Here is a 26246-nt window from a genome sequence, read left to right on the forward strand (position 1 = left end):
GATTGAAGGAGAGCGGGCGTGAAACTTGTTGTGGCAACACATAATGAGGGAAAACTCGTTGAAATTAAGCGTATTTTAGCTGAACAGTTAGCTCAACTAGCAGATAGGTTTGAACTTATTACTGCTGGTTCTCTTGGTTTGCCAGATCCTGTGGAAACCGGAGTTACTTTTGAGCAGAATGCGTTGCTTAAAGCTAGAGATGTTGCTTCAAGAACTGGCTTGCCTGCTATTGCGGATGATTCCGGTATTATTGTTGATATTTTAGGCGGCGCTCCTGGAATTTTGTCTGCTCGTTGGAGCGGAGTTCATGGTGACGATAAAGCGAATAATGCTCTTCTTCTTAAGCAGCTTTCGGATATTCCGGATCGATTCTTAACAGCGCGTTTTCGTTGTGCTGCTGCTCTTGCTATTCCAGATGCTTGTAGCGAAGTTCCTGAAGGCAGTGTTATGCTGCACACTCACGGTTTTGAAACGGTTAGAATGGGGGAGATGATTGGTCATCTTCTTCGCGAAGAGCGTGGAAACAACGGTTTTGGTTACGATCCTATTTTTGTTCCAGACGAGCAGCCTATTCGTAACGGCGTTCAAATGGAAGGTTTAACTAGCGCTGAGCTTACTCAGGAAGAGAAGAATAGTATTTCTCACCGCGGTCACGCTTTGCGAGCTTTGTTGCCTGAATTACAAGCTTTGTTTATTACAGAATAAATAGCTTTGTTTAAGATTCCTCTGCGCGTAGCGTGCCTTGACACAGGTTTAATCGTTATTTATAATTAGCACGGCGTTAAGGAGGTGATTTGCCGTGAAACATGACAGTAACAGTCATAATTCTAGTACTCGCACTACGAGTGAAGGTTCTGACACTATTGGCAGTAGTAGTTCGGACGTTCCTCCTGAATATATGAAGCCGGCAATCACCGCATTTAGGTTGCAAAGATTGCAAAAATAAAACTTACGAAATCTGCAAAACTTACTTGGAAACTTGCAAAAATAAAAAGTAAGCTGCAATTTTTTGAGCCTAAAAAGCAATCAATGGTGATACGGCTACATAAATCAATCTGAAAATAGATCTAAGAATAGATCTGCAACTAAATCTGAAAAAGATTTAAGAAAATATAAGTAAAGGCAAATAAACCTTTAGCTCCTATCAGAGGACTTTATTATGACCGTATTCACAACTTCGCGCAAGGAAGGCGCAGGCGCACAGGTTGACGAGAACACTCGCTTCTGGTCCGATATTATTGTGTGCGTAGGCATTATTGCTGTTTTTGGCGTAACTGCTTTCCTTATTCAGCGCATAAATCAGCCGATTGGCCCAAGCGGTATTCCTTCTAAAGTGTCTACCGACTTAATTAATCTCCCTTACTACACTTTGCGCTCAGTATTTCGTATGCTTCTTGCGCTAGTGGCATCTCTTATTTTTACTATTGTTTATGGCTCTCTTGCAGCTCGAAGTCGAAGACTTGGCAAGGTGCTTATTCCGCTTTTGGATATTTTGCAGTCCGTGCCAATTCTGGGCTTCCTTTCGGCGACTGTTACCATTTGGTTGGTGATTTTCCCTGGATCGATGCTCGGCGTTGAAGCGGCTTCGATTTTCGCTATTTTTACAAGCCAAGCATGGAATATGACTTTTTCCTTCCACCGTTCGTTGCTCAGCGAGCCGAAGGAGTTGGACGAGGCGGTTCGTAGCCTGCAACTTACGCATTGGCAGCGCTTCTGGGTGTTAGATATGCCAAACGCAATGATTCCGCTGCTTTGGAACTGCATGATGTCTGTTGGTGGCGGATGGTTCTTCCTTACCGCTTCGGAAATGATTTCCGTAAATAACCACACTTACGCTCTTCCTGGTATCGGTAGCTTTGTTGCGCAATCTGCTGCAGATAATAAGCTCGGGAATATTTGGTGGGCTATTGCTTCTATGGTTGTGGTTGTTTTGGCGCTTGACTTCTTCTTGTGGAAGCCGCTTACTGCATGGGCTGAGCGTTTCCGCATTACGCAGAGTGCTTCGGACAATGAGCGTCACAGCGCTATTTTGACGCTTATTCGTCATTCTCACGCCGATGAGGTTATTAGCAAGCTTTTCTTGCCAATTAGAGAGTGGCTAGAAAAGATTACTCGTCCGCTTGGTCGCACAGGAGCTAAGTGGCCTCATAAAGCTTCGCAGCGCAAGTTTGGAGACTGGGCGTTTAACGTTTTAATGTTCCTTATTGTTGCAGCAGGTGTAGTGCATATGCTTTACTTTGTGCATACAACTGCAGGGTTGCAAGAGTTTATTACAGCAGGCATGCTTGGCGGAATTACTTTTGTGCGAGTTGCTGTTTTGATTCTTATTAGCTCGCTTATTTGGGTTCCAGTTGGTGTTTTAATTGGCATGAATCCAAAGATTTCTAGAATTATGCAGCCTATTGTGCAGATTCTTGCCAGCTTCCCAGCAAACTTTATATTCCCATTTGCAATGGCTTTGTTTATGGCTTGGCACATTGACTTGGGTTGGGGAAGTATTATTTTGATGGCTCTTGGCACGCAATGGTACATTCTTTTCAATGTTATTGCTGGCGCTAGCGCTATTCCAGATGATTTGCGTGAAATGACACGCAGCTTTAGGCTGGATCGAGTTTTACGTTGGAAGACGCTTATTTTGCCTTCTATTTTCGGTTCTTGGTGCACTGGCGGTATTACAGCTGCAGGCGGCGCTTGGAACGCTTCGATCGTGTCGGAAATCGTTGAATACGGTAAGCATCATATGTCTACTGCAGGTTTGGGTGCTTATATTACCAACGCAACTACTATGGGAGATACTGCTCGCACTCTGGTTGGCGTAACTGTCATGAGCTTAATTGTTGTTTTAAGTAATCGACTATTCTGGTCGCCTCTACAACGTATTTCCGAAAAACGCTACGTATTGAATTAGCTGAATTAAATCAACTAATTAAATCATCTAACTGAATCAGCTAAAATAACAAATTTTATAAAAAAGATTGGCAAAATTATGAATACTTTGAAAAGCAATGAAAAAACAGTGCAATCCTCAATTACAAGCGATATTATCGACGCAAAGCACATCAGTCAAAGCTTCACTTCCGACAGCGGCACAACTCAGCATGTTTTGCACGATATTTCTTTCACTCTTCGAGAAGGCGAAATCGTAGCAATTTTGGGACGTTCCGGTGCTGGAAAATCAACTTTCCTTCGCACAATGGCTGGTCTTGTGCAGCCAACAGAAGGCACAGTAACGTATCGTGGTCGTGAGCTTACAGGCCCAAACCCGGGGGTTGCAATCGTATTTCAAACCTTTGCTCTTATGCCGTGGCTTACCGTGCAAGACAATGTGGAGCTTGGTTTGCGAGCTAGAGGTGTTAGCAAAGAAAAGCGCACTGAACTTGCGCTCGCTGCAATTGATGCAATCGGTTTGGACGGCTTTGAAACAGCTTATCCAAAGGAGCTTTCCGGCGGTATGCGTCAGCGCGTAGGTATTGCGCGTGCGTTGGTTTTGCGACCGGATGCGCTTTTTATGGATGAGCCGTTCTCCGCACTCGATGTTCTTACTGCAGAAAACTTGCGTCAGGAAGTGCTTAAGCTTTGGTCTAGCGAGGAGCGCGATATTAAGTCTGTGCTTATTGTTACGCACAATATTGAAGAAGCTGTGCAAATGGCTGACCGTGTGGTTGTTTTAGGTTCACATCCAGGTCATCTAATTGCAGACGTTCAGGTTGATTTGCCTCGTCCTCGAGATAAGCACAGTGCTGAATTTGAGGCGATGGTAGATAATCTGTACGCTATTTTGACCGGTTCTGCTCCGGAAAGTGCTTCTGAGCAGGAGAGTTCACAGTCTAATGATTTGCAGAACCAAACTCAAGCTGCAGATACTGAGGATGCTGAAGATAACGAAGCTGCAGCAATTGCAGATATGCTTATTCAGCGTCATCATGATGATGAGGATGAAGACAAGCAAGGCGAAGATGAAGCTGAATCTGGAGAGGCGAAGGCAGAGCCTGTGTCGGTTCGTTTGCTTCCAAACGCAACCCCAGGCGGTATGGCAGGTTTGCTTGACGTTATTTCAGAAAATCCAGACGGAATTGATTTGGCTGATTTGGCAGCAGACTTGTCGTTTGAAATCGACGATTTGTTCCCGCTTGTTGATGCTGGAACAATGCTTAATCTTCTTACCGCAGAAAACGGCCATATTACTATTACTTCTGCTGGTGAAGAATGGCATAACGCCGACATTTTGCACAGTAAGCAAGTTTTTGCGCGACTAGCTATTGAGCATGCGCCTCTTGTTCACGCAATTGATCAGGCTTTGAGTCGTAACCGCAACGGTAAGCTTCGCGGCGAGTTGATTTTGGATTTGTTGCGCAGTAAGCATACGGATGCGCTTGCTCGTCAGCAGTTTGATATTGCGATTAGCTGGGGTCGTTATGGTGAGTTGTTTGATTACGATGCCGACGATGACGAGTTGACTCGTACTGTTGAAACTGCTCCTTTGGACGGTGTTGCACGCTAAAATAGCTTGAAATAGCTTGAAATAGCTTGAAATAGTGTGCAATACTGCTCATTAATAATGTCCATTATTGTGCATAAATTTGATACTTGTATGCTTTCGATAAAAGGATGCCGCATAGTTCTTTTATCTTTAGGTCTAGTCGCTTCTTATTTAAGATTGCGCGGATCGAAAGCCCCCTAAAAAGCGAACTTTTTGGGGAAAATTGCGTAGCGCATTTGCTGCTAACGCTTACTATGCGTCGGTATGCGGCGGCGATGGAGGAATATTATGGTAAATGCTGTAGAAGCATTTGATGCTAAGCATCTTAAGGCAGCTGAGGAAATCCCAGCTTTCCGTCCTGGTGACACTGTTGACGTTAACGTTAAGATTCAGGAAGGTAACAACACTCGTATTCAGACCTTCACCGGCGTGGTGATTGCTCGTAAGGGTGCTGGCGTGCGTGAAACTTTCGTTGTGCGTAAGGTGAGCTTCGGCACTGGTGTTGAGCGTCGTTTCCCACTTCATTCCCCAGCTATCGATTCGATTAAGCTGGTTCGTAGCGGTCGCGTTCGTCGCGCTAAGCTTTACTACTTGCGCGCTTTGCGTGGTAAGGCTGCTCGTATTGCCGAGCGTCGTGATAACAGCGCTGCTAAGTAAATCAACCTTAAAGTGAAGGATTAAATTATGTCTGATGGCACGCAAATTAGCGATACTCATATCGTCGCGGTAGCGGGTCATGGCGTAGATCCTTCACCGGTTCCACCTGAGCCGGAAGGTTATGAGCCTTCCGGCTTTGGTGGTTTTTGGAAAAATAGAAAAAACAAAAAAAATAGTAAAGAGAGCCGAAATATCAAGCGTTTTGCTCATGCTCGCAATCAAAAAAACGGCGACCATTTTTCTCTTAAAGACGCTTTAGTTTGGTTTGGTATTCCAGTTTTTGTAGTGTTAATTATTCGCCTGTTTTTGCTTGGCGCGTACACTATTCCTTCCGGCTCTATGCTTGACACTATTCACATTGGTGATTACGTTGTTACGTCAAAGCTAACTCCTAGCGTATTTCCTTTGCATCGCGGAGATATTGTAGTTTTTGAAGATCCTGCTCATTGGTTAAGTGGAGAGTCTTCTAACGGTTTAGTTGGCAAGGATTTGATTAAGCGTCTTATTGGTTTGCCTGGAGATACTGTTGAATGTAAGGGAGCGGGGGAGCCTGTTACTGTTAACGGCGTTCCTGTTCACGAATCTGCTTATATTCGTCCTGGTGTAGATCCAAGTGCTTTTCCTTTTAAGGTAAAGGTTAAAGCTGGGCATGTTTTTGTTCTTGGAGATAATCGCGCTAATTCTGCAGATTCCCGCTACCATCGTAACGATGGCGACGATGGTTTGGTGCCGATTTCTAAAATCGAGGGCGTTGCAGTGTTCCGCACGTGGCCTTTGGATCGAGTTGGTTTTTTGGATGAGCATCACGATGCTTTTGACGATGTGCCAAGCAGATCTGCTAATTAAACTTGTAAATTAAACTTATGCAAGTAAAGTCTTAATTATGCCGAAAGAATCTTCTAAAATACCTCTTATACCATCTCTTAATAATGAAAAAAGTTTGCTTTGCGAAGGATACGATTGGGTTATTGGCCTAGATGAAGTTGGCCGCGGATCTCTTGCAGGTCCGGTAATGGTTGGAGCTGCCGCTATTTGTAAAAATCAAATCGAAGCGCAAACAATTCCTGAAGGTTTAGCTGATTCTAAATTACTTACTGAGCGTCGTCGAGAAGACTTATTTAATCCTCTTCAAAAATGGTGTACTTCTTGGGCTGTTGGATCTTGTACTAATAAAGAAATAGATGAGTGGGGTATTAGTTATGCGCTTGGCGTTGCGGCTTTGAAAGCAATCGCAAAAGTCGAGGAAGATATTCAAATAAGTAAAAAAGAAAACACTCGTATTGCAGCAATATTGGATGGTCCATGCGACTACATTGATAAAGTTGCCAATACTTTTGACGCACCATTTGTGCAGCTTCCTGTAAAAGTGCATACGCTTGTGAAGGCAGACCGCCAGTGTGCAAGTGTTGCGGCTGCTGCGGTTTTGGCAAAAGTTACAAGAGATAATCTTATGGTGACGTTATCTAAAAAACCGCAATACGAAGCATACGATTGGGCGCATAATAAAGGCTACGGTTCTCTATCTCATCGAAACGCAATTAAAGAAGTAGGTCCTAGCGATTTGCACAGACTGTCTTGGAATTTGTAAACAAGTGAATTTATAAACAAGTGAATTTATAAACAAGTTTTAATAAGTGTCGATTGTTCTTGCCAAATCTATGCAAATGTTAAACGCTTTCTTTTTGAGCGATTTTCAAAGCCTCAAAATGGCTTAAAATCAACATAATTTAGCGCTAGTCGGCGTGTTGATGGTGTGTGTAAAGCGTAATCTTAAAAGCGGTGGGGGAACTTGTTTTTGGAAAAATTTGCAATGAGTATTCGTAATGAAGAAAAGGATCAGGAGATGATAAATCGCTGTTTTGCGTTCGTTCCAGGCATTAAGCATTTAGTTGCTTTAAGGTCGGCGTGCCTTGCGATTTCTTATCTTATGAATATTGCATTTGCTTACATTTGTGTTGGAATGCTTTCTCCAGTTCTTCGCCCAGTTCGTTCAGTTGGAACTTCTTTAATGAGTTCTGTTGAATTTACTTCGTATATTATTGCTTTAGTTGCTATTATTCTTATAAAATACGCGGCTTTTCACTGGTCTTCGACTATGCAAACAGATATTGAGTCGCGTGTTGCAATGCGTTTGCGCCCAAAAATGCTTCACGCAATGCTATCTTTAAGATCCGCAAATATTGAAGAAACTGGAGATTTTGTAAATTTTTCAGTAAATGACGATATTTCTGCAATCCAGCGTTTTATTGCCGTTCTTGTGCCTCAAATCGTTGCAGCTATTCCTATTCCAGTAGTTATTTCTGCTGTGCTATGCACGGTAAATCCTGCTATTGCTGGCATTTGCGCTATATCTGCAATGTTTAATATTGCGTCTCTTGTGCTAGTTTTGCTTATGCGTTCTGCATATTGGCGTTGCGTTAGTGCGTTGTGCTCTTATGTTATTGCCTCAATAGCGATTGTTGCTACAGTTTGGTTATCTAGCGTAAAAGGCGTTGGTCTTGCTGCAGCGCTGCTAACAATGCCTTTGCTAATGCTTAGTGTTCAGCCGTTTAGAGCTGTTAGCAAGTATATGCATGTTATTCGTGACGCTGTGCTTGGAATGAAGCACGTTGAATCTTTATTGCGCACTGTAACAGATTCTAATGCTCCAATATCTTTTAGTGACGACGGTTCAACATTATCTTTGCCAGATGGTTCTACGAATATTGCTCTGCGCATGCGCTGCGATATTAAATGCAATGGCAGTAACAATAACGAGTTTGAGCGTTTATCTATAGTTGCGCGCTCTGGTGAGCTTCAAGTAGTTCCAAGCAAATATCAGTCTGCTATGCACTCATACATGCTTTCTGGAACTGGGTTTAACAAAAACGCTGACGTATTGCTGTCTTATAGCGATCGTTACGAAGTTCAGGAAGATGATAATTCTCCGTTTGTTTCGCTTGATACTTTTGGGGAAGGCGGCAATTCTTCGTATCTTTCCTTAAACGATGCTACTGCCGGCGCTCTTGCAGATATTGTTACTGTTGTTAGCGAAAAAAGTCACCTGTTTTCCATGACTTTGCGCGAAAACTTACTTCTTGCTGCTCCAAATGCCACAACTACTGCTATGTGGGATGCTTTGCGAGCTGCTAGAGTAGACGGCGTTGTTTATGCAGATTATGACGGATTAGATATTCCTATTGATCGTTTGCTAAATAATCCTGATTCAGCATACAATCCGGAAGATATTATTCGTAGAATTATTCTTGCACGCGCTTTACTTCGTCACACTCCTGTTTATATTTTCGACTATTGTGCGCAAGATATTAGCGAGTCAGAAGCCGAAAAAATTATTAAGATTTTGCGTAGAGTTGCGCGTTCTGCAACCGTAATAGTTTTAATGCCTAACGATGCGGGACTAACTTCTGCGGATGCTAAAGTTACCGTGGAAACTTATAAGCATATTTTGGATAATAAGTCTGGCGAAATTCAAAAATCGCAAGCAGGCTCTCAAGCAAGTGCGCAGGCAGGTGTGCAAACAAGTGCGCAGGCAGGTGCGCAAATAAAAAATATCACACCTATTTCTGCTATTATTTCCGAATCAAGCAAGCGCAACATTTCCAAGTTTAAGCGCGCTATTTTTGCTATTCTTTCCACGTTTATTACAGCACTTAATCTTGCGGCAACAGTGTGTATTCCTGTAACTATTGTTTCTGCAATGTTTGCTGTTGCTGGAAGGCCAATCTTTGGTTTTGTAATGCAACAATGCGTTATGATTGCCGTTTTATGCATGGCTATTAGAGCTTTTACTCTTGTGATTTCTTTTGCAGGTTTAGACATGCATAACGAGCGTTGGCATAAGGCTCATATAAGTATGAATGTTGGAATGGTTTGCGCTGTTATTCCACTAATTGTTGTGCTTTACTATTTCAATAAAAACTTATCTTATATTGCGATTGCAGCATGCGTGATTATTGTGTTCGTGCTGCCTAGATACTTGCTTATTCGTTCAAAGCATGTTGTAAATAAGCTTCGTTATGAAAAGAATGATGTTGAGTGCGAAGTGAACGATATTGAGCTTGGTATTGATGAGATTCTTGCTTTCCGTCAAGGTGAACATTGTGTGAATCGAATGATTGCTTCAATGAAAAAAGTTTCGCAACAAGACATGCGTTTAGCGCGTAAAATAGCAGGTATTTCGTCGTTTATACTAGCTTTGGCGTTAGCAAGTATTGCTGCTGCAGCGTTGGTTGTGGCAAATACTGTTCATCCTGTTCCAACGAATCTTCCAGCATGGAGCACTGTATATGCTGTTATGGCAATGGTGTTGCTTGTGATTATGATTCAGCAAGTTATTGACGTTGTTTTGCAGCGTATACCTGCGATGGTAAGAACAAGTGGTAAAGCTGGTAAAGCTGGCAAAGCGGCTGGTAGGGCGGCTGCAGCGGCTGGAGCATCTGGTAAATAGTATGTATGTGCGCAAGCGGCGTAAACTTTCAAAAAGACAGTTAGCTGCAATTATTTGGATGATCATACTTGCTGTGCTAATTGGCGTTACTGTCGGCTTGCTTTTGCCAAAGATTAGTAACAATGTAGGCAAGATTACTGGTGAATACGAAGCAAGTGGAGATGCTGCTAAAGCGCTTAAAAAGCTTCGTGTAGCGAAACCGTATCACAAAGGCTACGAGCGTCAAGTATTTGGGTATCGCACTACGGATGAAGATGGCAACGGTTGCGATGTTAGAGAAGATGTTTTAGCTCGCGATTTGCGAAATGTAAAATACAAGTACGCTGGCTCGTGCAAAGTGCGCTCCGGTCTTCTTCATGATCCGTACACAGGATTGGATATTAATTTCGTGCGTGGCCGCAAAACCAGCGCCTTGGTGCAAATAGATCACGTTGTTGCTTTGCAAAACGCTTGGGAATCTGGGGCTTGGAATTGGAATGCTTCAAAAAGGTTGAAATTTGGCAACGATATGCTTAATTTACTTGCTGTGCAAGGCGCGGCAAATCAAGAAAAAGGATCTGCTTCTGCAGCGTACTGGCTTCCTTCTAACAAATCATTTAGATGCGAATATGTGGCTCGCCAAATTGCTGTCAAATATAAGTATGGGCTTACTGTAACGCGTGATGAAAAGCAAAACATGCTGGCTGTATTACACAATTGCGGTGCGCAAGATCTGCCAAGGTGAATGCACTCAATATAGTCTTATCTTGTGTTTTTATGGTAATATTAACGAGATATTCTGTAGAGTATATTTTACTTGTACATGCGTAATAAGTTTTTTGAAAGGAGATTAAATATGAAAGCTTTAGATATAGCATCAATTTTTATTGATCGATACGGAAAAAAGCTAGCATTAACCAATCTCACTTTGAATAAGCTGGTATATTTTGCGCAAGTAGAATCGTTACGTAATAATCCTGAGCATCCGTTATTTACGGATGAGATTCAAGCTTGGGAATATGGTCCTGTAGAACCTAGTGTTTATAACGAGTTTAAGCAGTTTGGGCGAAATCGTATTTTCAATGCGCCTAATCACGAAACCAGCCAGTATGCTGATTGCATTGTAGATACTGTTGTTAAAAAATATGCTTGGATGAATTCGTTTGATTTAGTAAATTATGCTCATCGTGCTGGAGGTGCATGGCACAATGTGTATGACGCTTCGCACAATAAGCCGATTCTTATACAGAATATTCTGCAATCGTCAGATGTTACTTCGTATCCTGCTAAGAAAAATACGTTTATTAGTGCTGTAGATGCTGTAAAAAAACAGTATCCGAATACTTTGCGTATTCTTGGTGACGCATGAGACAGTATGATGCTCTTGTTTGGAATGAGGAACAGATTATTGCCTTCGCAGAAATAGTGTGTTCTATTCAACGAGAGATTGTTGATACAAGCCAAGGACTTGCTACTGTTAAGCAAGAAGTTCAGGGCAGTGTTGAAAATGTTTTGTATTCTTCATTTGCGATTATTTTTGATGAGTATCCAGCTGATCGAAATAATTATACGGATATTTTTGACCAAATTGCTGACTTTGCTACGCATCTTGCCAAAGACCATATTTTCCCTGATGCCAATAAGCGTACGACAGTATTAACGTGTGTAGCTTTACTTCGCAATAATGGGATTATTCTTGATATCGAAGATAGTGCAAATCCTTTTGACAATGCTTTATATAAATGGATTCAGAATATTGTTGAAGGTAAGATTGAGCGCGCGAGCTTAGCAGAACAGTTACGTTCACACGCTCATTTATTATCGAATGAAGTTAATTATTAGATAGAGTTCCGAACAATCGAGGTGTCCGGGACTCGCTGTCCATTATACTGCAGGTTCATTATGAAATTAGATGCAATAGTATCAGCTATGTTCTCACTCGTTATTATCGCTGGAGTATGGTGCCATTTTTCACCTTGGCTCATAACTGGTTGTGCTGTAATCAGTGCCGTATGTGCGTTAGATGCTGGGAGAAAGCACAAATGACTGATATTTGGCTTCTTTCTGAAGCTCTTGGCGTTACTTGTGATGTTATCCAGGATTATCGCTCTTTCCTTTCCACTCCCGTCCTTGTGTGATGTCTTACCTATCGTATAAATTTTTTTACACAGGCATTTATTGCGCTGTATACGTGGGTAGCTGAATTAACGTTTAAGCGGCGTATTCCGTCGCCAGCCCCACGGTTAGGAAGGCCGCGTTTAGCGGCTTTTCCTATAGTTAGAGGATTATTATATGAATATTTTTGTGTATGCGGATGAATCTGGAGTGTTCGATTATAAGCACAATGACGTGTTTGTTTTTGGCGGTCTTATATTTTTGGATAAAGATGAAAAAGATTCTGCACAGCGTTTGTATATTGCAGCTGAGAAAGTTCAGCGCGATAATGGTGCTGCTAGCGGGCATTCAGAGATGAAGGCAATTTATCTTAAAAATAAGCAAAAGTATTCCATGTTTCGCTCTATGAATCATTATCATCGTTTTGGCGTTGTTGTCGAGCAAGAATATGTTAATAAGAAGATTTTTGATAACAAGAAAACTAAACAACGATATTTAGATTATGCTTTTAAGATTGCCGTTAAATCTGAGTTGCAGAAAATGCTTGACAATAATGAAATATGCAAAAATTCTATAGAAAACATATACGTTTTTATGGACGAACATACTACAGCAACAAACGGTAGATATGAATTACGTGAAGCATTAGAGAATGAATTTAAGAATGGAACGTATAACAGGACTTGGGAAAAATATTTCCCACCATTGTTCCCTGGTATGAAGTCCGTTGATTTGAAATTAAAAGATTCAAAGCAAGATGCGCTTATTAGAGCAGCTGATATTGTAGCTAATAGATTATATTGGGCTGCGTCAAATAAGGATTATGATAAAGTAAAAAATTCTATTGATTTTATTTTTCTCCCAAATAAACATGAATGCTAAAGATGTCTAACAATAGCAACCAAAGGCGTTGAAAATTGCGATTTTGCATTTTCAGTGCCTTTTTTGCGTATTTTTAGCCTAAAGTAGCCGTGAAAGTAGCTGAATTTGATTTTCTGGGGGCATTTGACTGATTATTGTGGCTTGCCTCGTTTTGTCTATTGCTTTGAGCGTTGTCACTTGCTGATCTAGCGTTAGTGCTGCTAGTACTGCTATGAGTGGGTCTTTTTCTTGATTTTGTGTAGGTCCTACATTATTTTGTGTAGGCCCTACAGTTTTTTGCATTTCTACGTTTTGTGATTTTATGCCGAGTTGTTCTTCTTTTGCTTGTTCATTAAGTCTAGCTGATGTACGCTTGCGTTGCGCTTGGCTGATTTGCTGGTATACGGATACAGTTTTAATGTCGCTATGACCTGCAACTTCCATGAGTTCTGCAAGGCTTGCGCCTGCTTCTCCGTAGTGTGTGAGTGCTGTGTGTCGAAGGTCGTGGAAGTGCATGTCTTTTAATGATGGCATGTGTGCTATTGCGCGGTTGAAGCTTTCTCTAAGGCTTGCTGGGGCAACGAACGCTCTAGGTGTGCGAGTATGTAGAATCAGCTCATCTGGTTTGCCGCTTGGCATTTGTTGCCGCATGTGCGTTTCAAAATATTCACGCGTCCATTCTGGTATTGGTACTTTTCTTATGCTGCTTGCTGTTTTTGGCTTGCCTACTTCAAGGCGTCGTTTTTGCTCTAAGTGGTTTATGCTTTTTAGGCTTTTGTTGACGCTGATAGTCATTGCGTCAAGGTCTACGTCGCTTCTGGTGAGTGCGCAACATTCGCCTTCGCGTAATCCGCACGCTCCAGCTAGCATGACTCCGATGCGTAAATGTGGCGCCATCATGCTGTATATATCAACGAGTTGCGCGATGCTGATGGCGATGCTTTCGTGCCTTGTGCGTGGTTTTTTGAGTTTGAGTGTGCAAGGGTTGCGCTGTAATAGTGTTTCTCCAGCTGCGTTTACTTCTTTTGCACAAGCGTAGTTGAATATGCTTCTAAGTAGTGTGTAGCAGTGTGATCGTGCTACTGTATTTCTTCCTGTAAGTTCGTCGCAGTCGAATGCGTCATACCAGTTTTGTATGTCTTTGCTTGTGATTGTTTTGATGCGTCTTTCTCCAAATGCTGGTAGAAGATAATTGCGCAATCGTCCTTCTTTGTGTGATTGTGTAGTTTCTTCCAACCTGCTCCCGTCTGGTTTGCGCTGATTTTGCATATAGTCGTCTGCTAACTGCGCGAATGTGATTGAGCTTTTATCTATTTCGTGGCGGTTGATTTTGGCTGGGGGAGTCCATGTGCCTAATGCTATTTCTTTTTCTGCTTGAGCAAGCCATGCTTCTAGCTCTACGCGGTAGGCGGCTGGCAAGGTGCGCGTGAATTCTTTTGGCAGTGACGGGTTTTCCGCTAGTGCTGCTGGAGGCGTTGGATAGCGCGCTTCTAGTGCTTGCCCGTATGATCGTGTTACTTTTCTGATTTTCCCGAATTTGCGCCGTGCCATTAACGTTCCCCTTATTTAACCGTTTTATACCGTTAGGACGGTGAGAGGCGTCAACTATTGCATCTTGATTTTTTGACGCCTTCCGCAACGCCTTTCATAATGTATTATATTGTATCAAAATGTATTATTTTGCACAATTCAATATTAAAAGCTCTTGAGTCTAAGGCATTGGAAACATTGGCTTTTGCTACAAAAAACGCCACTGTTTAAGCAGTGGCGTTTTTGCGTTTGTGGAGTCGCGGGGAATTGAACCCCGGTCCGGTGACCGTACCCTCGGTCTTCTACGTGCGTAGTCTGCTGGCCGTGCGGCAGTTTTTCTGCCCCCATGTTATCGCAGACAATTCATGGCGAGCATATCTACAGTAAAAGTCCCTGAATTGCCCTGCAGCCCGGCAATTCAAGCAAGTCTTCTAATGACGTTCAGCACCACTCCGAAGACGTGAGTGGGTGAACGGAGCGGCTGCTCACTGGTTAATCCTGGCGCGAAGCTCAGGCAGCGAGAGCGAACTCAGTGCGATTAGATTTAGCACTTATTCTTTTGCGAAAGGACGTTTACGAGTGGACTTTCGCATTCTCGGCACGCTTCCCCGCGGCGAACAGATCGCCGTCGAAACCGATCGACCCCTTTTGAATTTTCAAATATTCGCTGCGTTAAAGCAGACTTTACTATAGTACAACATATTCTGCGCGGCTGCTATGTGTAAGTTACTATGAGTGAGTTGCTATATATATATGATACGGATTGCATAAAAGGATAATTATAAAAGTTTGATGGGGGGGGGTATAATGCTAGGGCATGTAGATATGATATGACATTTTGAAGATTTAATGAATTGTGTGGATTTGCTTATTTATTACTTTTAAGCATATTAAGCAATTGTTTATTTCGTGAATGCATACTCTACAGGTGTATTGTATATAAGTTATAATTTATATGAGATTTGTGCGTAATATTTTACAAATTTGTATTGGTTGGATTAAGGAGAAGTAATGGCTGCTAGCAAGGATTTGCGTGGTGTATCAGTTAAAAAAGCGCTTCATAAGGCTGAGAAAGCTAATAAAAATCCTAATGCTAAAAAAGCTGTGAACGCCAAAAAGACTACGTCGCTAAAGGCTACGGCAGTAAAGCCTGCTCGTTTCAATCGCGGTGTTGCTGGCGTTGCTGTTGCTTCGACTTTAGCCATGATGCTTCCGTCCGCTGCCGCTTCTGCATTGCAAATCAACCAGCAAAATATTGTTGATAGTGCAAATGTTGTTAGTAAAGCCGGCAAGGGTAATTTGCGATCGCAAGAGCTTAACATGCTTCGTTGGGGTGTGGGAGCTAGAAGAGAAAGCAGGCAGACTAAGGCTTTTGTGGAAATTGCGCGGCGTGCGATTGAAGCGCAAAAGCAGCGTGAAAATGTTGAGAACGTTCAGAATACGCAGCCTGCAATTTCTTCTGAGGATTTTAATGGCGATAAGTCTGCTACGCCTACAAAGACGTCTGAAATTAAAAATACAACTTCCGACTCAAAGGCAAATGTTAATTCTTCAGAAAATACAGCAAGTGCTACTGAATCGGCTAATCCGCCAGCTGGTGCTCAGTCCTCTGAGACTGCGAAAGTTAAGCAGTCAGAAGTAAAGCCAGTTGATACTCCTGCAGTGAATCAACCTGTGCAGCCGACTACAAAGCCAGAATCAGCGCCAACTGCAAAACAAGATGAAAAGAATACGGCAGAAGTAAAGCCAGAATCTACTCCTACTGCGAAACAAGTTACAACGAAGCCGGCAGAAGCAAATAAGCCGGAAACAAATGCTGGTGGCGTTAAGCCTGCAGAGGTTAATTCAGCTGAAAATGCGCAGACTGCATCTGAGCAGCCAGAAAATGCGCATACAGTAAGTAATGTAAATACACCAAAAGTGCGTAAGCCTAGGTCTGCTGAGAATAACGGTGGTGATAATAGCGGGAGTAGTGTACCTACTACAACAACAAGCGCGCCTGCATCTCCTGCTGCATCTTCTGCAAATAATGCGCCTGCATTTACGACTGCGGCTCCTGCAAATAATGCACCTGCACCGTCTGGTACCCCTGCAGCTAATACAGTTACACCGTCTACTCCTGTAACTTCAACAAGTACAGCATCTAACGCTGGTGCTGGAACTGCAGCGAGCTCAAGTGTAGATACAACTGCACAAGGCAATACACAAGGGCAAGGTTCGCAAGGCTCTGTGCAAGGCTCTGCTCAAGGTTCGCAAACCAATGCACAAGGTTCGCAAAGCAGTGCAGAAGGTGCAACTACAGACGCCACAGGCGAAGATAAAAGCGCTACGCCTTCAGCTCCTGGCTCAACACCTTCAGAGCCTCGGTCTGCTTCTACGCCGAGCAATAATCCAACGTCTTCACCTGCTTCAACGTCTACACCTGCCGCTGGCACACCGACCACTGGCACTCCAAACGCTGGCACAACTAATACAGCAACTGATCCAAATAGCCAGGTAATTAAGCCGAATACAGATAATCCAGAGGCGAAAACCCAAGAGCAAGCCAACACACAGGTACAAACCGACAAAAAGCCGGAAGTCACGTACAATTTGCAAATTCGCTACACGATTGGCGGCGCTGCGAATAAGCAGCTTGTGCAGCCGTACGAGCTTACGATTGACGTTGAAAAGTTGAATAAGCTTGACGATGTTAATAGTTACGAATACATTGAGCTTCCAAAGTCTGCTGGATACCGCCCGTCCGTATATCATTCTGGTGATTACCAGTACTACGTTAAAAAAGGTGAGGGAGATAAAAGCAAGTTTGTTATTGACGACGGTACAGATGCTGATGCTGTTCGCTACTTGCGTTTAAGCAAGAAGCTGATTACTGATTACGCTGTGAAGAAAAGGCCGGCTGTTGGTGGCAACAACAGTGCTCAATCTTCGCAGAATCCATCGTCTACGCAGTCAGGTTCGGACGATGGCATTCAGTACTACGGCGAGCTGAACATAAACTACGCTCCTAAAACAGCTAAGTACTATGTGCGTCACTTGGTGCAGCAAATTGACAATAAGAACGAGTTTAAAGAAGCGCCTAATATTGGCAAGCCTATTGTTGTAGAACATAAAATTAAAGAAAAGAATGGCAAAGTTACAACAACTAAAGAAGTTATACACGTTACGGAGATTACGGGCACAGTTGGCTCGGATGTAACAGCTGTTTCAACGTATATTCCAGGTTACGAACCGGAACATAATCTTATTAGTTCGCCGCTTTCGGATTCTGAAGATGAAAAAGACAAGCTTGTTTTGAACCTTCGCTACTACCGTAAGGCCTATGAAGTTACTTACGATTCTGCTGGCGGCACGGATGTTACTGCTCAAAAAGTGTATTATGACCAGAAAGTGCCTCCAGTTCCAGAACCTACGTATCGTGGTCATACGTTCCTTGGATGGCAGGTAGTAAAACCTGGAGATAGTAGTTCTAGTGGTCCACTAATTAAAGGAACTAGTACTAACTACAAGATGCCGGATCACAATGTGCAATTCCGCGCAGCTTGGTCAGCTAACGCTGCCACTAGCTACCGTGTGAACGTGTGGGTGCAAAAGGCGGATTTGGTTGATAAAGAGCATCCGAATTCGCTTGCAAATTACGACTTTGTTGGTCTTGTTGAGCGCAAGAATGTGAAGACTGATAGCGACGTTGCGCTTGATAAGATGAATGACGCTGGCGTTGTTGATGATGCTAGTAAGCTTAATGGCGCAAGCGAAACTGATTATGTAAAGAACCCAGAGCTTGGCTTAACTAGAGAAGAGCTGCAGGGTACAAAAGCGAATAAATACAAAGACGGCTTAATTTCAAAGTTCAACTGGATGAACGATACGCATGTAACAAACTTAGACGGGTACAATACTGACGATCCTGACGATCCGAACAATTATACTGTAAATGCTAAGGGCGAAAGAGTTTATAAAGATAAATTCACGCGCTACTTCCATGTGAATAAGGAGCTTACTAAAGAACTTAACAGTGAGCAACATGATTTTGTGCCGGGTCGCCCAGATTTAGGCAAACGTAGTAAATCGCAGCTTTGCGCGGACGACTTAAACAACACTCTTAACTTAGTTTACGATCGCAAAGAGTACGAGCTTATTTTTGCTGCTCCTAAGAACAGTAATAATGGTATGGGCGGTAAGAATGCTGTTATACATAAAAAGAACAGCAAAGGTGAGACGATTAGCTACTGCTACGCTGGCGGCGGTGATTGTTCGAGCAAGTTAGACAACGAATCTACTTACACGTATGGTAATAGTTTTAATAAAGTAACTAGCAAAGTTGATCATGATGGTTACCGTGTAAAGGTTCGTTACGGGCAGAGTCTTACTGATGTTTGGCCTAATTCAGATGAAGTAGACTTTATGGATAATGGTAACATTTCTTCATTAGGTTTTTTGATTGGTGGAAATGTTAATGGAGATACTTATGGTACATATCGTGATACTCCTCCATTTCGTTTAACGAAAGAAGAATTTGTTGATCCAAAATTCCATTGGATGTATAAAGATGGCAAGGCTCCGCAGATTAGTGACAAACCTTCAGATGCTAGTGCGCAAAAGTATACTGTAAAAGATAATCAGCGCCTACTTATTCTTGATTCCTATGATAAAGGTGATGTTGGTGTTGTACAGGTAATCGTCAAAAAACAGAGTATTGCATCTGCAAAAAATAAAGATACTGGCGAAAATATTAAGTATGAGCTTTCTACTGACTCCTATAGTAAGGATGACACGCTTAGTAGTGATTATACCTTTACTCCGCCTTCTATTGCAGGATTTGAGTCAAAAATAACTGATATTACAAGTAAAAACATTAGTCGTAAAGATGGTGTTAAGGCTGATGAAGATCTCGATTTTGATGACTTCTATGGCAAAGTACATGAGCTTTATGAAGAAGTAACAGGTGAAGACGCTCCAGACGATGTTCCAGAAGAAGGAGGTGATGAAGATTTTCATGTCCCTGATTATTCTTATGACGAAAACGATGAATATGGAGGACTTGCTCTTAAAAAGTTAAATGATGAGATTGCTAGAAGACTTAAAACTGATCCAGCATATAAGAAATATTACGAGTTTAAAAAGAAGTATCATCTTGAGTTCCGTAAATACGTTGCTGGTTTTGAAAAAAAGCTTAATTTTGGTGATAAGAGTGGTTGTAGAGAATTTGATTCTGATAAAATAGCAACTCTCGAGTACAAGCGCCAGTCGTACGCTGTGCAGTTTTATAATGCGGACGGCAATGCTATAACAAAAGATAATGTCGCTGCTACAGAAGAACTGCCGTTCGAGTATAGCTTGACTAAGCGCGGCAACGCTAAATTGACGGGCGACGACGAAAAGCTATACTACGACGGAGGCAGCGTTAAGTCTTACGATGCTTCTGTAACTAAGGACGGTGGTAATAACACCGCAACTCAGTTCGACGGCAAGTATACTTTCACGCTTAATGGTACTAAGTACTCCATTGTTCGCCCTAGTAATTTGCCAAAAGACTACGTGTTTAAAGGCTGGGCTGTTGATCAGGCTGGCACTCAGTTTATAAATGGCGAAAACAAAGATATTACAATGCCAGTCAATGGCATTAAGCTTTACGCTGCGTGGGGTCTTCCAACTAATATTCAGCACACTGTAACGCTTGATTACAATATGAATCAAATCGGCAATGACGGTAAAGAGAAGCCTAATACTGACGTAAAGGAAACGAGGACAGTTAATCGTTATGATTCGCTCGACGAAAAGAAAATTAGTATTCCAACGCGCAAGGGCTACGACTTCTATGGCTGGGAGCTTGCTAAAAAGGGCGATCAGGTAGTAGCTGCTAATACTCCGTACGCTTTTGGCAACAAGATAGTAGAAGATATAACGCTTAAAGCAGTGTGGGTTGAGGATACTCGCTACAACGGTACTTTTAAGCACATATTCTTAAAGCCAGGCGTAACGTTTAAGCAGTATAATAATGCTAAAAATAATCATACAGAAGCTGATCTTGTAGATCATGTTTCCGAGCAAACAGTTTCCGGCTTGCGCGAGCATTTGCGCTACAATGCGGAAGCAGTCTACAGTGACGAAACGCACTTCCCAGATAAGCATTTCACAAGCTTTGAAGCCTCGAGCATTGAGAACCAGAATACTGGCGAGTTTATTTACCAAACGTACAATACGCGCAAGTATAAGGTTCGTTACGTAACTATTGGTAAGGACGGAAAAGAAAAGGATCTTCTTCCAGAAAGCGAAGTTAGCTCTGTAAATCGAAAGTACGACGTAGCGTTCTACAAGCCGATTGAAGGCTTTATGCCGGAAACTACGCAGCAGAATATTGAATACGCTACTGACGAAGATGGCAAGCAGATTGGCGAAAAAACAATCACCTTCAAATATAAAGACGTTCGCGTGCTTAAGCGCAAGTATATTGCTGAGAATCCTAATGCTGAGAATCCTAATGCTGAGAAGCCTCCGTATCGCCCGGATCACTACACGCGCTACGTGTTCAAAGTGGCTGATGGCCAAGGCTCTATGGGTAGCGTTGTTGACTGGCAAGGAAACAATGTAGCTGACGGTTCTGCTCTTGTGTACGACGCAATTAAGGGCACGAAGGCATATCAGATGCCGCTTCCAACAGTAAAAGCGAAGCCTGGATTTGAGTTTGTAAAATGGACTTCGCAAATCGGTTCGTATGCCCCTGGCTCTACGGAGATTAAGTATGCTACCGGCTTAGAGCGCTTGCCGATTCGCTCCGAAGAGCAGAACGGTCCTGAAGTAATTTACACCGCTAACTTCAAGCTAAAAGCTCCTGTTGCCGCAGCTCCGCAAGTGCTTACGCCAACTGAACAGATTAGTACTACAAGTGGAGAGTCTGCTAAGAGGCTTATAACGAATGCTGGTGATTATCCAGATGGTGCTACGTTCAGCTTTGCGCCTGGCGAAAAGTTTGACAGCACTCCGGGCTTGCACAAGATTAAAGTGCAAGTGAAGCTTGGCGGCGAAAAGCCAGCTGAAGCTGAAGTGCTGTACCGAGTGCTTCCAGATTTGGTGTACGCAAGCGATTGGGATAAGTTCAGCAAAAGCGACTACGGCAGCAATAATGCTAAGGACTACGTTCCAATTACCTTTACCGGCAAGAATGATGAAGGCACTATTATTGGTCACGATACGACTGACACTACTCATCCTGCTGGCGGAACAACTACGCTTACTGCGTACGTTTATAAAGGTAAGGATGTTAGAATCCGCGTGCCGCAAGCTTTCGGCATGGATCATGGTAAAGATAAATACCACTATGTGTTTAAGGGCTGGGCGACTAGGGTTGTAGAGCCGACTGTTGAGAATCCGAATCCAGAGCAGAAGTTTGACATAAATTCAAGCGACCGCTACTCGGATGCGAATTTGCAAGACGGTGTAACTTACCACGCTGTTTACAAGAAGATTGACTACTTCTCCAATTCGTCTGACGGTGGTGAAGTTCCTAAGGATGCTGTAGTTGCAATCTTCAAGCCTGCTCCAGGTAGATTGTGGGATGACAAAACAAGTGGCCCTAAGGTGTTCTACGTAAAGAAGGGCACTGATCTTGAAAAGATTACAAAAGACGGAAGTAATGCATTAGACTGGCTTAATAATCAGCTAACTGGTGCTAAGGGAACTTGGTCTCGAAGCAGCATGCGTAATGATGGTAAGCCAGTTGATGCTATTCCAAATGTTGCTGAATCTAAAGGCAAGTGGATTGTTAACGAATCATTCCAAGAGTTCGTGGCAGATCAGGAGCCTTTATCTACTCCAGAAGTTGAGAGTAATACTTTGCTTGCAATTCGTGGAGATAAAACGACTCTTCCAGATCCAAAAGATTACATTAAGAATTATGCTGATTTTGATGGTGAGCATAAGAATCCAAATGTAGATAGTGTAACAGTTGAGTATGCATCTACTGCTCCGACTGTTGATAAAGCTGGCGTTTACACTGTTCCGTTAATAGTTAGTGTTAAGTATAAAGACGTGGAAAAGCCTGTTGACTATAAGACTGTTGGCAAGCTTAAAGTAATGCACGACTTGATTTACGGTGAAAATGTAAAGGATCTTGGCGCTAATCCAACTAAAGATGATCAATCTGAGCATGACAAAATAGCTAGTGAGTATAAGAAGGTTAACTTCATTACGAATAATAGTTATGGAACTATGGCTAGTGGTTCTCGAACCTTGTTCTACGCACATACGAACAAGACGTCTGGCGTAAAAGCTCCGCAGGCTATTGGCAAGGATTATGACGCTGATGGCTACCATTACGAGTTCGTTGGTTGGAAGAAGCTTGCTAGCTTTACAGAAAATAGTAATAATGCTAAGCCTCTTACTATAGATAAAGTTGAGCCAAACGAAATTGTGCAAAGCTCAAGCATATCGACAAATAAATATGAAGCTAACACTACGTATCAAGCGGTTTATAAGCGCGTAGAAAACGTCATCGACGCTTCCCAGCAAGACGAGATTCCAGACGGTTACGTTGCAACCATATTCCTTCCAGGATTTGGTAGAACGTGGGCTGACGGTTCGTATAAGCCAAAACTGCTGTATATTCGTCACGGAAAAGATAAAGAAGATAACATTAAGTTTGCTCAAAAAGTTGCAAGCGACACTGCTGCTAAACTTTCTGGTTTTACAAAGTGGCAAATGTATAATGCAAGCGGCGATAAGTCGAATATATTATTACATGACAATTGGGATATTAGCAAGCCGCGCATCTTCGTTGCTGAGCAAAATGGCGTTGACGATGTGAAGATTCCAGAAACAGTTATTGGCGTTGGTGAGGGTATTCCAAACATTAATAAGCTCATACATAACACTGACCCTAGAGTGAGTGTATCTGTAGATGAGAATGCTAAGGTTGATGTTTCAAAGCCTGGAATTTCAACAATTATGGTGAATGTAACTAAGCCTACTGATGAAAAAGATAAGACTACAGGAAAGCAAAAAACTGTTACAACTAAGTTGCCTGTGCGCGTGTACGTTTTGCCTAAAGTTATTGCAGATAACGATTTGCCAGCTGAGGGCACTGCTGCAGCCAAGTTTGTAGAAAAGAACTACACGAAGGTGACGTACGTAGCCGGTAAGGGCGGAAGTTTGCAAAAATCGCCTCTTGAAAATGCTGGAGACAAGCCAGTTTCAGTATATTGGGTGCGAAATGACGCTAATGGTTTCCTTATGCAGGTTCCAGATGTGCTTGCAGATAAGGGCTACGTGTTCAAGAATTGGACTTCTATTACGAATGAGACTCCAGCAGTTCCAGCAGATAAGCGCAAGGCTACAGAAGAAGAACGCGAAGCTTTGGCTCGTTTGGCTAAGATTGACGGAATGCACTATGTTGCAAAGCTGATCAGTGATTCGCGTAACTCTACGCTTTCTGCTTTGCAAAATCTGCTGAACGATGCGCAAAAGCAACATGCTGCGCAAGTCTACAATGCTAAGCGTGAAGAATTAGCTAAGATTGCAGAAATGGATGGCAAATCTTACGTAGCTAAATTGATTCGTGATTCTCGCCATTCTTCAATAGAAGCGTTGAAGAATTTGCTAAGTGAAGCGAAGATTGATGTTGATAGCATTGTTGAAAAGAATCTTCAAAGAGATAACCTTGCAAAAATTGCTAAAGAAGCTGGAAAGGAAGAACTTGCTGAAGAAATTAGTAAATCTAATGATTCCTTAACCGCTTTGCGTACGAAGCTAGAGAATGCAGGAATAGACTTAACATTTGCTAATCTTGAGAACGAAATTGATAGTTATGTTCTTGATGAACAGCGAGAAGTGCTCGCTGAGCTTGCTGATGAAGCAGATAAGCCATCTGTTGCAAAGATAATTCGCAGCTCCAAGAAGTCTAGCTTGGAAGCTTTGAAGCAGCTTTTGCGCAAAGCTGGAGTAAATCCAGAGATTTCGCTACCAGAGCCACAGCCAACGCGCGAAACCACTATTACTGCAAACTTCGAGCAGATGGATCCTGTGGAGTTTAAGTTTAGCGGCAAGGCGGTTGAGGGTGTTCCTGCAACGTTTACGCTTGCAAACTTAACTAAGGGAGTTCTTAAAGATGATGGAACAACTGATACAAACGCAACCGTTTCGGTGGATGGTAAGCCGTTTACTGTTAATGCGTTGTCTAGTAGTAGTAGTTTGAAACAGCTTGGAATTTCTTATTCTTGCGAAGGCACTACTTGCACAATTTCTGGTACGCCTAAGATTGTTGATGGTAAGAAGGTTGTTGAACTTACCTTCACGAGTGTAGATAAGTATGGTCGCAAAGCTAAGGTGACGGTTGATATTGAGGTGCTTCCAGCATCGAATGATGTTAATCCAACGCCAACTCCGGAGCCACAGCCGGAGCAGCCAGTTCCAGCGCCTGTTCCAACGCCTGAGATTCCGTTTGTGCCAGATTTTGCGCATTCTGTGATTCCTGAAGCTCAAGTTATAGAGCCTGAGGTTGAGCAGCCTGAGCCAGAAGAGCCACAACCAGAGCCAGAGTCAAAGCCTGTGCTCGCTAAAACTGGTAGTAATGTTGCGCAATCTGCAATACTTGCCAGCCTGTTAGCGTCTGTTGGTTTGGCTGGTCTCGCTGCAAAGCATAGGAGAAAGCGCGAAGACGGTAAGAATAACTAATCGAGTCGAGGGTGGTGACTAGAATAACGAAGGTTCCGGTTCACGCTTAGCTATTGGGGCTTTGCGACCCGGGTCGCCCGAATTCCATAGGAGACATTATGAAGCAGGGTATTCATCCCGACTATCACGCAGTGCAGGTTACCTGCTCTTGCGGAGACACTTTTGTAACTCGTTCCACCGCTGATGGCGATCATATGACGGTTGACGTGTGCTCAAAGTGCCACCCATTCTATACCGGCAAGCAGAAGATTCTCGACACCGGCGGCCGCGTGGCTCGCTTCGAGAAGCGCTACGGTAAGAAGACTAAGTAGCTTTTGTGACGCCAGCCCTGCTTTCGTGTAACTCGCGGAATCGGGGCTGGCGTTTTATGTGCTAAATTAAATATTTTTAACTTAAGGAATATGATGGCTGAGTCAGTAGATGAACAATTCCCGGCAGCAGTTACCGCGTTAGAAGAATACCGCGATATTGAAAGTCGCATGGGAAGCCCGGAAGTTGCGTCAAACCCGGACGCTATTCGAAAACTCGGCCGCAGGCACGCAGAACTCGGTTCAATCGTAAACGCTTACCTCAACTACAAGCAGCTTTGCGACGACTTTGAAGCCGCAAACGAAATGGCAGGCGACGATCCAGATTTTGCTGAAGAAGCTAAGCGCTTAGAAGAGCAGCTTCCAGCAGCAAAAGAAAAACTTCGCACGGCGCTAATTCCTAGGGATCCGGATGATGCGCGCGATATGATTATGGAAATTAAAGCTGGCACTGGCGGCGAAGAAGCGGCTCTGTTTGCTGGCGATTTATTGCGTATGTACATGCGTTACGCGGAAAAGCGCGGCTGGACTACCGTAATTCAAAGCGAAAATTCAACGGAACTTGGCGGCGTAAAAGACGTTCAGCTTGCGATTCGCGCAAAAGGCACGCCTGCTCCAGAAGATGGCGTGTGGGCCAGCATGAAGTACGAGGGTGGCGTGCATCGCGTGCAGCGAATCCCAGTTACGGAATCGCAGGGGCGCATACAGACTTCCGCAGCCGGCGTAATCGTGTTCCCAGAAGCAGACGAAGATGACGACGAAATCGAAATCGATCCAAAAGACTTAAAAATCGACATTTTCATGAGCTCCGGCCCTGGCGGACAGTCCGTTAACACTACTTATTCCGCGGTTCGCATGACGCATATTCCAACCGGCATTGTGGTGAGCATGCAAGACGAAAAGTCGCAGATTCAAAACCGTGCGGCAGCTCTTCGAGTGTTAAAGTCGCGTTTGCTTGCCATGAAGCACGAGCAGGAGGCAGCTGAGGCGGCGGATATGCGCCACTCGCAGGTGCGCTCGTTGGATCGTTCCGAGCGAATCCGCACGTACAACTTCCCAGAAAATCGTATTGTGGATCATCGCACGAACTACAAAGCTTACAATCTTGACCAGGTTCTTGACGGCGACTTGCAGCCTGTTATCGACAGTGATATTCAGGCGGATGAAGCAGACCGCTTAGCGCAAGCCAAGTAAGTAGCCG

General features: G+C 43.2%; 15 protein-coding genes, 1 other RNA gene and 2 pseudogenes. 16 read left to right on the forward strand and 2 right to left on the reverse strand.

Annotated features, from left to right (window positions below):
- Positions 1-18: 18 nt before the first annotated feature.
- The 13 genes and pseudogenes from ACJV7B_RS02125 to ACJV7B_RS02185 all read left to right on the forward strand — a co-directional run bounded on the left by ACJV7B_RS02125 (position 19) and on the right by ACJV7B_RS02185 (position 12560).
- Positions 19-705 (forward strand): non-canonical purine NTP pyrophosphatase, encoded by a 687-nt coding sequence (locus ACJV7B_RS02125; RefSeq protein ID WP_004135505.1) that lies wholly within the window; start codon positions 19-21, stop codon positions 703-705.
- 94 nt (positions 706-799) lie between these two features.
- Positions 800-946 carry a hypothetical protein gene (locus ACJV7B_RS02130; RefSeq protein WP_176605909.1) on the forward strand — a complete coding sequence of 49 codons (147 nt, stop codon included), beginning with the start codon at positions 800-802 and terminating at the stop codon, positions 944-946.
- Between the two features lie 213 nt (positions 947-1159).
- Positions 1160-2908, forward strand: coding sequence for an ABC transporter permease (locus tag ACJV7B_RS02135; protein WP_419388856.1), 1749 nt, complete (start codon positions 1160-1162; stop codon positions 2906-2908).
- Positions 2909-2986: 78 nt separating this feature from the next.
- Positions 2987-3812: pseudogene (locus ACJV7B_RS02140) on the forward strand (ABC transporter ATP-binding protein); the annotation flags it as partial.
- Between the two features lie 62 nt (positions 3813-3874).
- Positions 3875-4501: pseudogene (locus ACJV7B_RS02145) on the forward strand (AAA-associated domain-containing protein); the annotation flags it as partial.
- A gap of 267 nt (positions 4502-4768) precedes the next feature.
- Complete coding sequence (gene rplS, locus ACJV7B_RS02150) at positions 4769-5137, forward strand: 50S ribosomal protein L19 (protein ID WP_004127473.1); 369 nt, start codon at positions 4769-4771, stop codon at positions 5135-5137.
- A gap of 27 nt (positions 5138-5164) precedes the next feature.
- A complete protein-coding gene (gene lepB, locus ACJV7B_RS02155; RefSeq protein ID WP_004135511.1) occupies positions 5165-5983 on the forward strand; it encodes a signal peptidase I in 819 nt (272 codons plus the stop codon).
- A gap of 37 nt (positions 5984-6020) precedes the next feature.
- On the forward strand, positions 6021-6725 hold the full coding sequence (locus tag ACJV7B_RS02160; protein WP_419388857.1) for a ribonuclease HII: 705 nt from the start codon (positions 6021-6023) through the stop codon (positions 6723-6725).
- A 222-nt stretch (positions 6726-6947) separates the two neighbouring features.
- Complete coding sequence (locus ACJV7B_RS02165; protein ID WP_419388858.1) at positions 6948-9584, forward strand: ABC transporter; 2637 nt, start codon at positions 6948-6950, stop codon at positions 9582-9584.
- 1 nt (position 9585) lies between these two features.
- Positions 9586-10308, forward strand: coding sequence for an HNH endonuclease family protein (locus tag ACJV7B_RS02170; RefSeq protein WP_419388859.1), 723 nt, complete (start codon positions 9586-9588; stop codon positions 10306-10308).
- Positions 10309-10419: 111 nt separating this feature from the next.
- Entirely contained in the window at positions 10420-10932 is a 513-nt protein-coding gene (locus tag ACJV7B_RS02175; protein WP_004135519.1) for a Panacea domain-containing protein, read from the forward strand.
- Entirely contained in the window at positions 10929-11405 is a 477-nt protein-coding gene (locus ACJV7B_RS02180) for a Fic family protein (RefSeq protein ID WP_004135521.1), read from the forward strand. Before ACJV7B_RS02175 ends, ACJV7B_RS02180 begins: the two co-directional genes overlap by 4 nt.
- A 450-nt stretch (positions 11406-11855) precedes the next feature.
- The gene (locus tag ACJV7B_RS02185; RefSeq protein WP_004135526.1) at positions 11856-12560 is read left to right on the forward strand and encodes a DUF3800 domain-containing protein; all 705 of its coding nucleotides are present in this window, start codon (positions 11856-11858) and stop codon (positions 12558-12560) included.
- A 78-nt stretch (positions 12561-12638) separates the two neighbouring features.
- Here ACJV7B_RS02185 and ACJV7B_RS02190 read toward each other — a convergent pair whose 3' ends face one another.
- Together ACJV7B_RS02190 and ssrA are read right to left on the reverse strand one after the other, a co-directional pair.
- Positions 12639-14090, reverse strand: a complete 1452-nt coding sequence (locus ACJV7B_RS02190; RefSeq protein ID WP_419388860.1) for a tyrosine-type recombinase/integrase — start codon at positions 14088-14090, stop codon at positions 12639-12641.
- A gap of 228 nt (positions 14091-14318) precedes the next feature.
- Positions 14319-14715: a transfer-messenger RNA gene (gene ssrA, locus ACJV7B_RS02195) on the reverse strand.
- A gap of 365 nt (positions 14716-15080) precedes the next feature.
- On the opposite strand from ssrA, the gene ACJV7B_RS02200 reads away from it, so the two are divergent.
- The 3 genes from ACJV7B_RS02200 (at position 15081) to prfA (ending at position 26239) form a co-directional block, all read left to right on the forward strand.
- Entirely contained in the window at positions 15081-24737 is a 9657-nt protein-coding gene (locus ACJV7B_RS02200; RefSeq protein WP_419388861.1) for an InlB B-repeat-containing protein, read from the forward strand.
- A 98-nt stretch (positions 24738-24835) separates the two neighbouring features.
- Positions 24836-25048, forward strand: coding sequence for a 50S ribosomal protein L31 (gene rpmE, locus ACJV7B_RS02205; protein ID WP_004113085.1), 213 nt, complete (start codon positions 24836-24838; stop codon positions 25046-25048).
- 93 nt (positions 25049-25141) lie between these two features.
- Complete coding sequence (prfA, locus tag ACJV7B_RS02210; protein WP_119487372.1) at positions 25142-26239, forward strand: peptide chain release factor 1; 1098 nt, start codon at positions 25142-25144, stop codon at positions 26237-26239.
- Positions 26240-26246: the final 7 nt, after the last annotated feature.

This window comes from Gardnerella bretellae, from assembly GCF_048545135.1.
GTDB classification, from domain to species: Bacteria; Actinomycetota; Actinomycetes; order Actinomycetales; family Bifidobacteriaceae; genus Bifidobacterium; species Bifidobacterium greenwoodii.

Coding starts and splice junctions, on each gene's coding strand:
- ACJV7B_RS02200 (WP_419388861.1), top strand. CDS start 15,081: ATGGCTGCTAGCAAGGATTTGCGTGGTGTATCAGTTAAAAAAGCGCTT.
- rpmE (WP_004113085.1), top strand. CDS start 24,836: ATGAAGCAGGGTATTCATCCCGACTATCACGCAGTGCAGGTTACCTGC.
- ACJV7B_RS02160 (WP_419388857.1), top strand. CDS start 6,021: ATGCCGAAAGAATCTTCTAAAATACCTCTTATACCATCTCTTAATAAT.
- ACJV7B_RS02135 (WP_419388856.1), top strand. CDS start 1,160: ATGACCGTATTCACAACTTCGCGCAAGGAAGGCGCAGGCGCACAGGTT.
- lepB (WP_004135511.1), top strand. CDS start 5,165: ATGTCTGATGGCACGCAAATTAGCGATACTCATATCGTCGCGGTAGCG.
- prfA (WP_119487372.1), top strand. CDS start 25,142: ATGGCTGAGTCAGTAGATGAACAATTCCCGGCAGCAGTTACCGCGTTA.
- rplS (WP_004127473.1), top strand. CDS start 4,769: ATGGTAAATGCTGTAGAAGCATTTGATGCTAAGCATCTTAAGGCAGCT.
- ACJV7B_RS02180 (WP_004135521.1), top strand. CDS start 10,929: ATGAGACAGTATGATGCTCTTGTTTGGAATGAGGAACAGATTATTGCC.
- ACJV7B_RS02175 (WP_004135519.1), top strand. CDS start 10,420: ATGAAAGCTTTAGATATAGCATCAATTTTTATTGATCGATACGGAAAA.
- ACJV7B_RS02185 (WP_004135526.1), top strand. CDS start 11,856: ATGAATATTTTTGTGTATGCGGATGAATCTGGAGTGTTCGATTATAAG.
- ACJV7B_RS02165 (WP_419388858.1), top strand. CDS start 6,948: ATGAGTATTCGTAATGAAGAAAAGGATCAGGAGATGATAAATCGCTGT.
- ACJV7B_RS02190 (WP_419388860.1), bottom strand. CDS start 14,090: ATGGCACGGCGCAAATTCGGGAAAATCAGAAAAGTAACACGATCATAC.
- ACJV7B_RS02170 (WP_419388859.1), top strand. CDS start 9,586: ATGTATGTGCGCAAGCGGCGTAAACTTTCAAAAAGACAGTTAGCTGCA.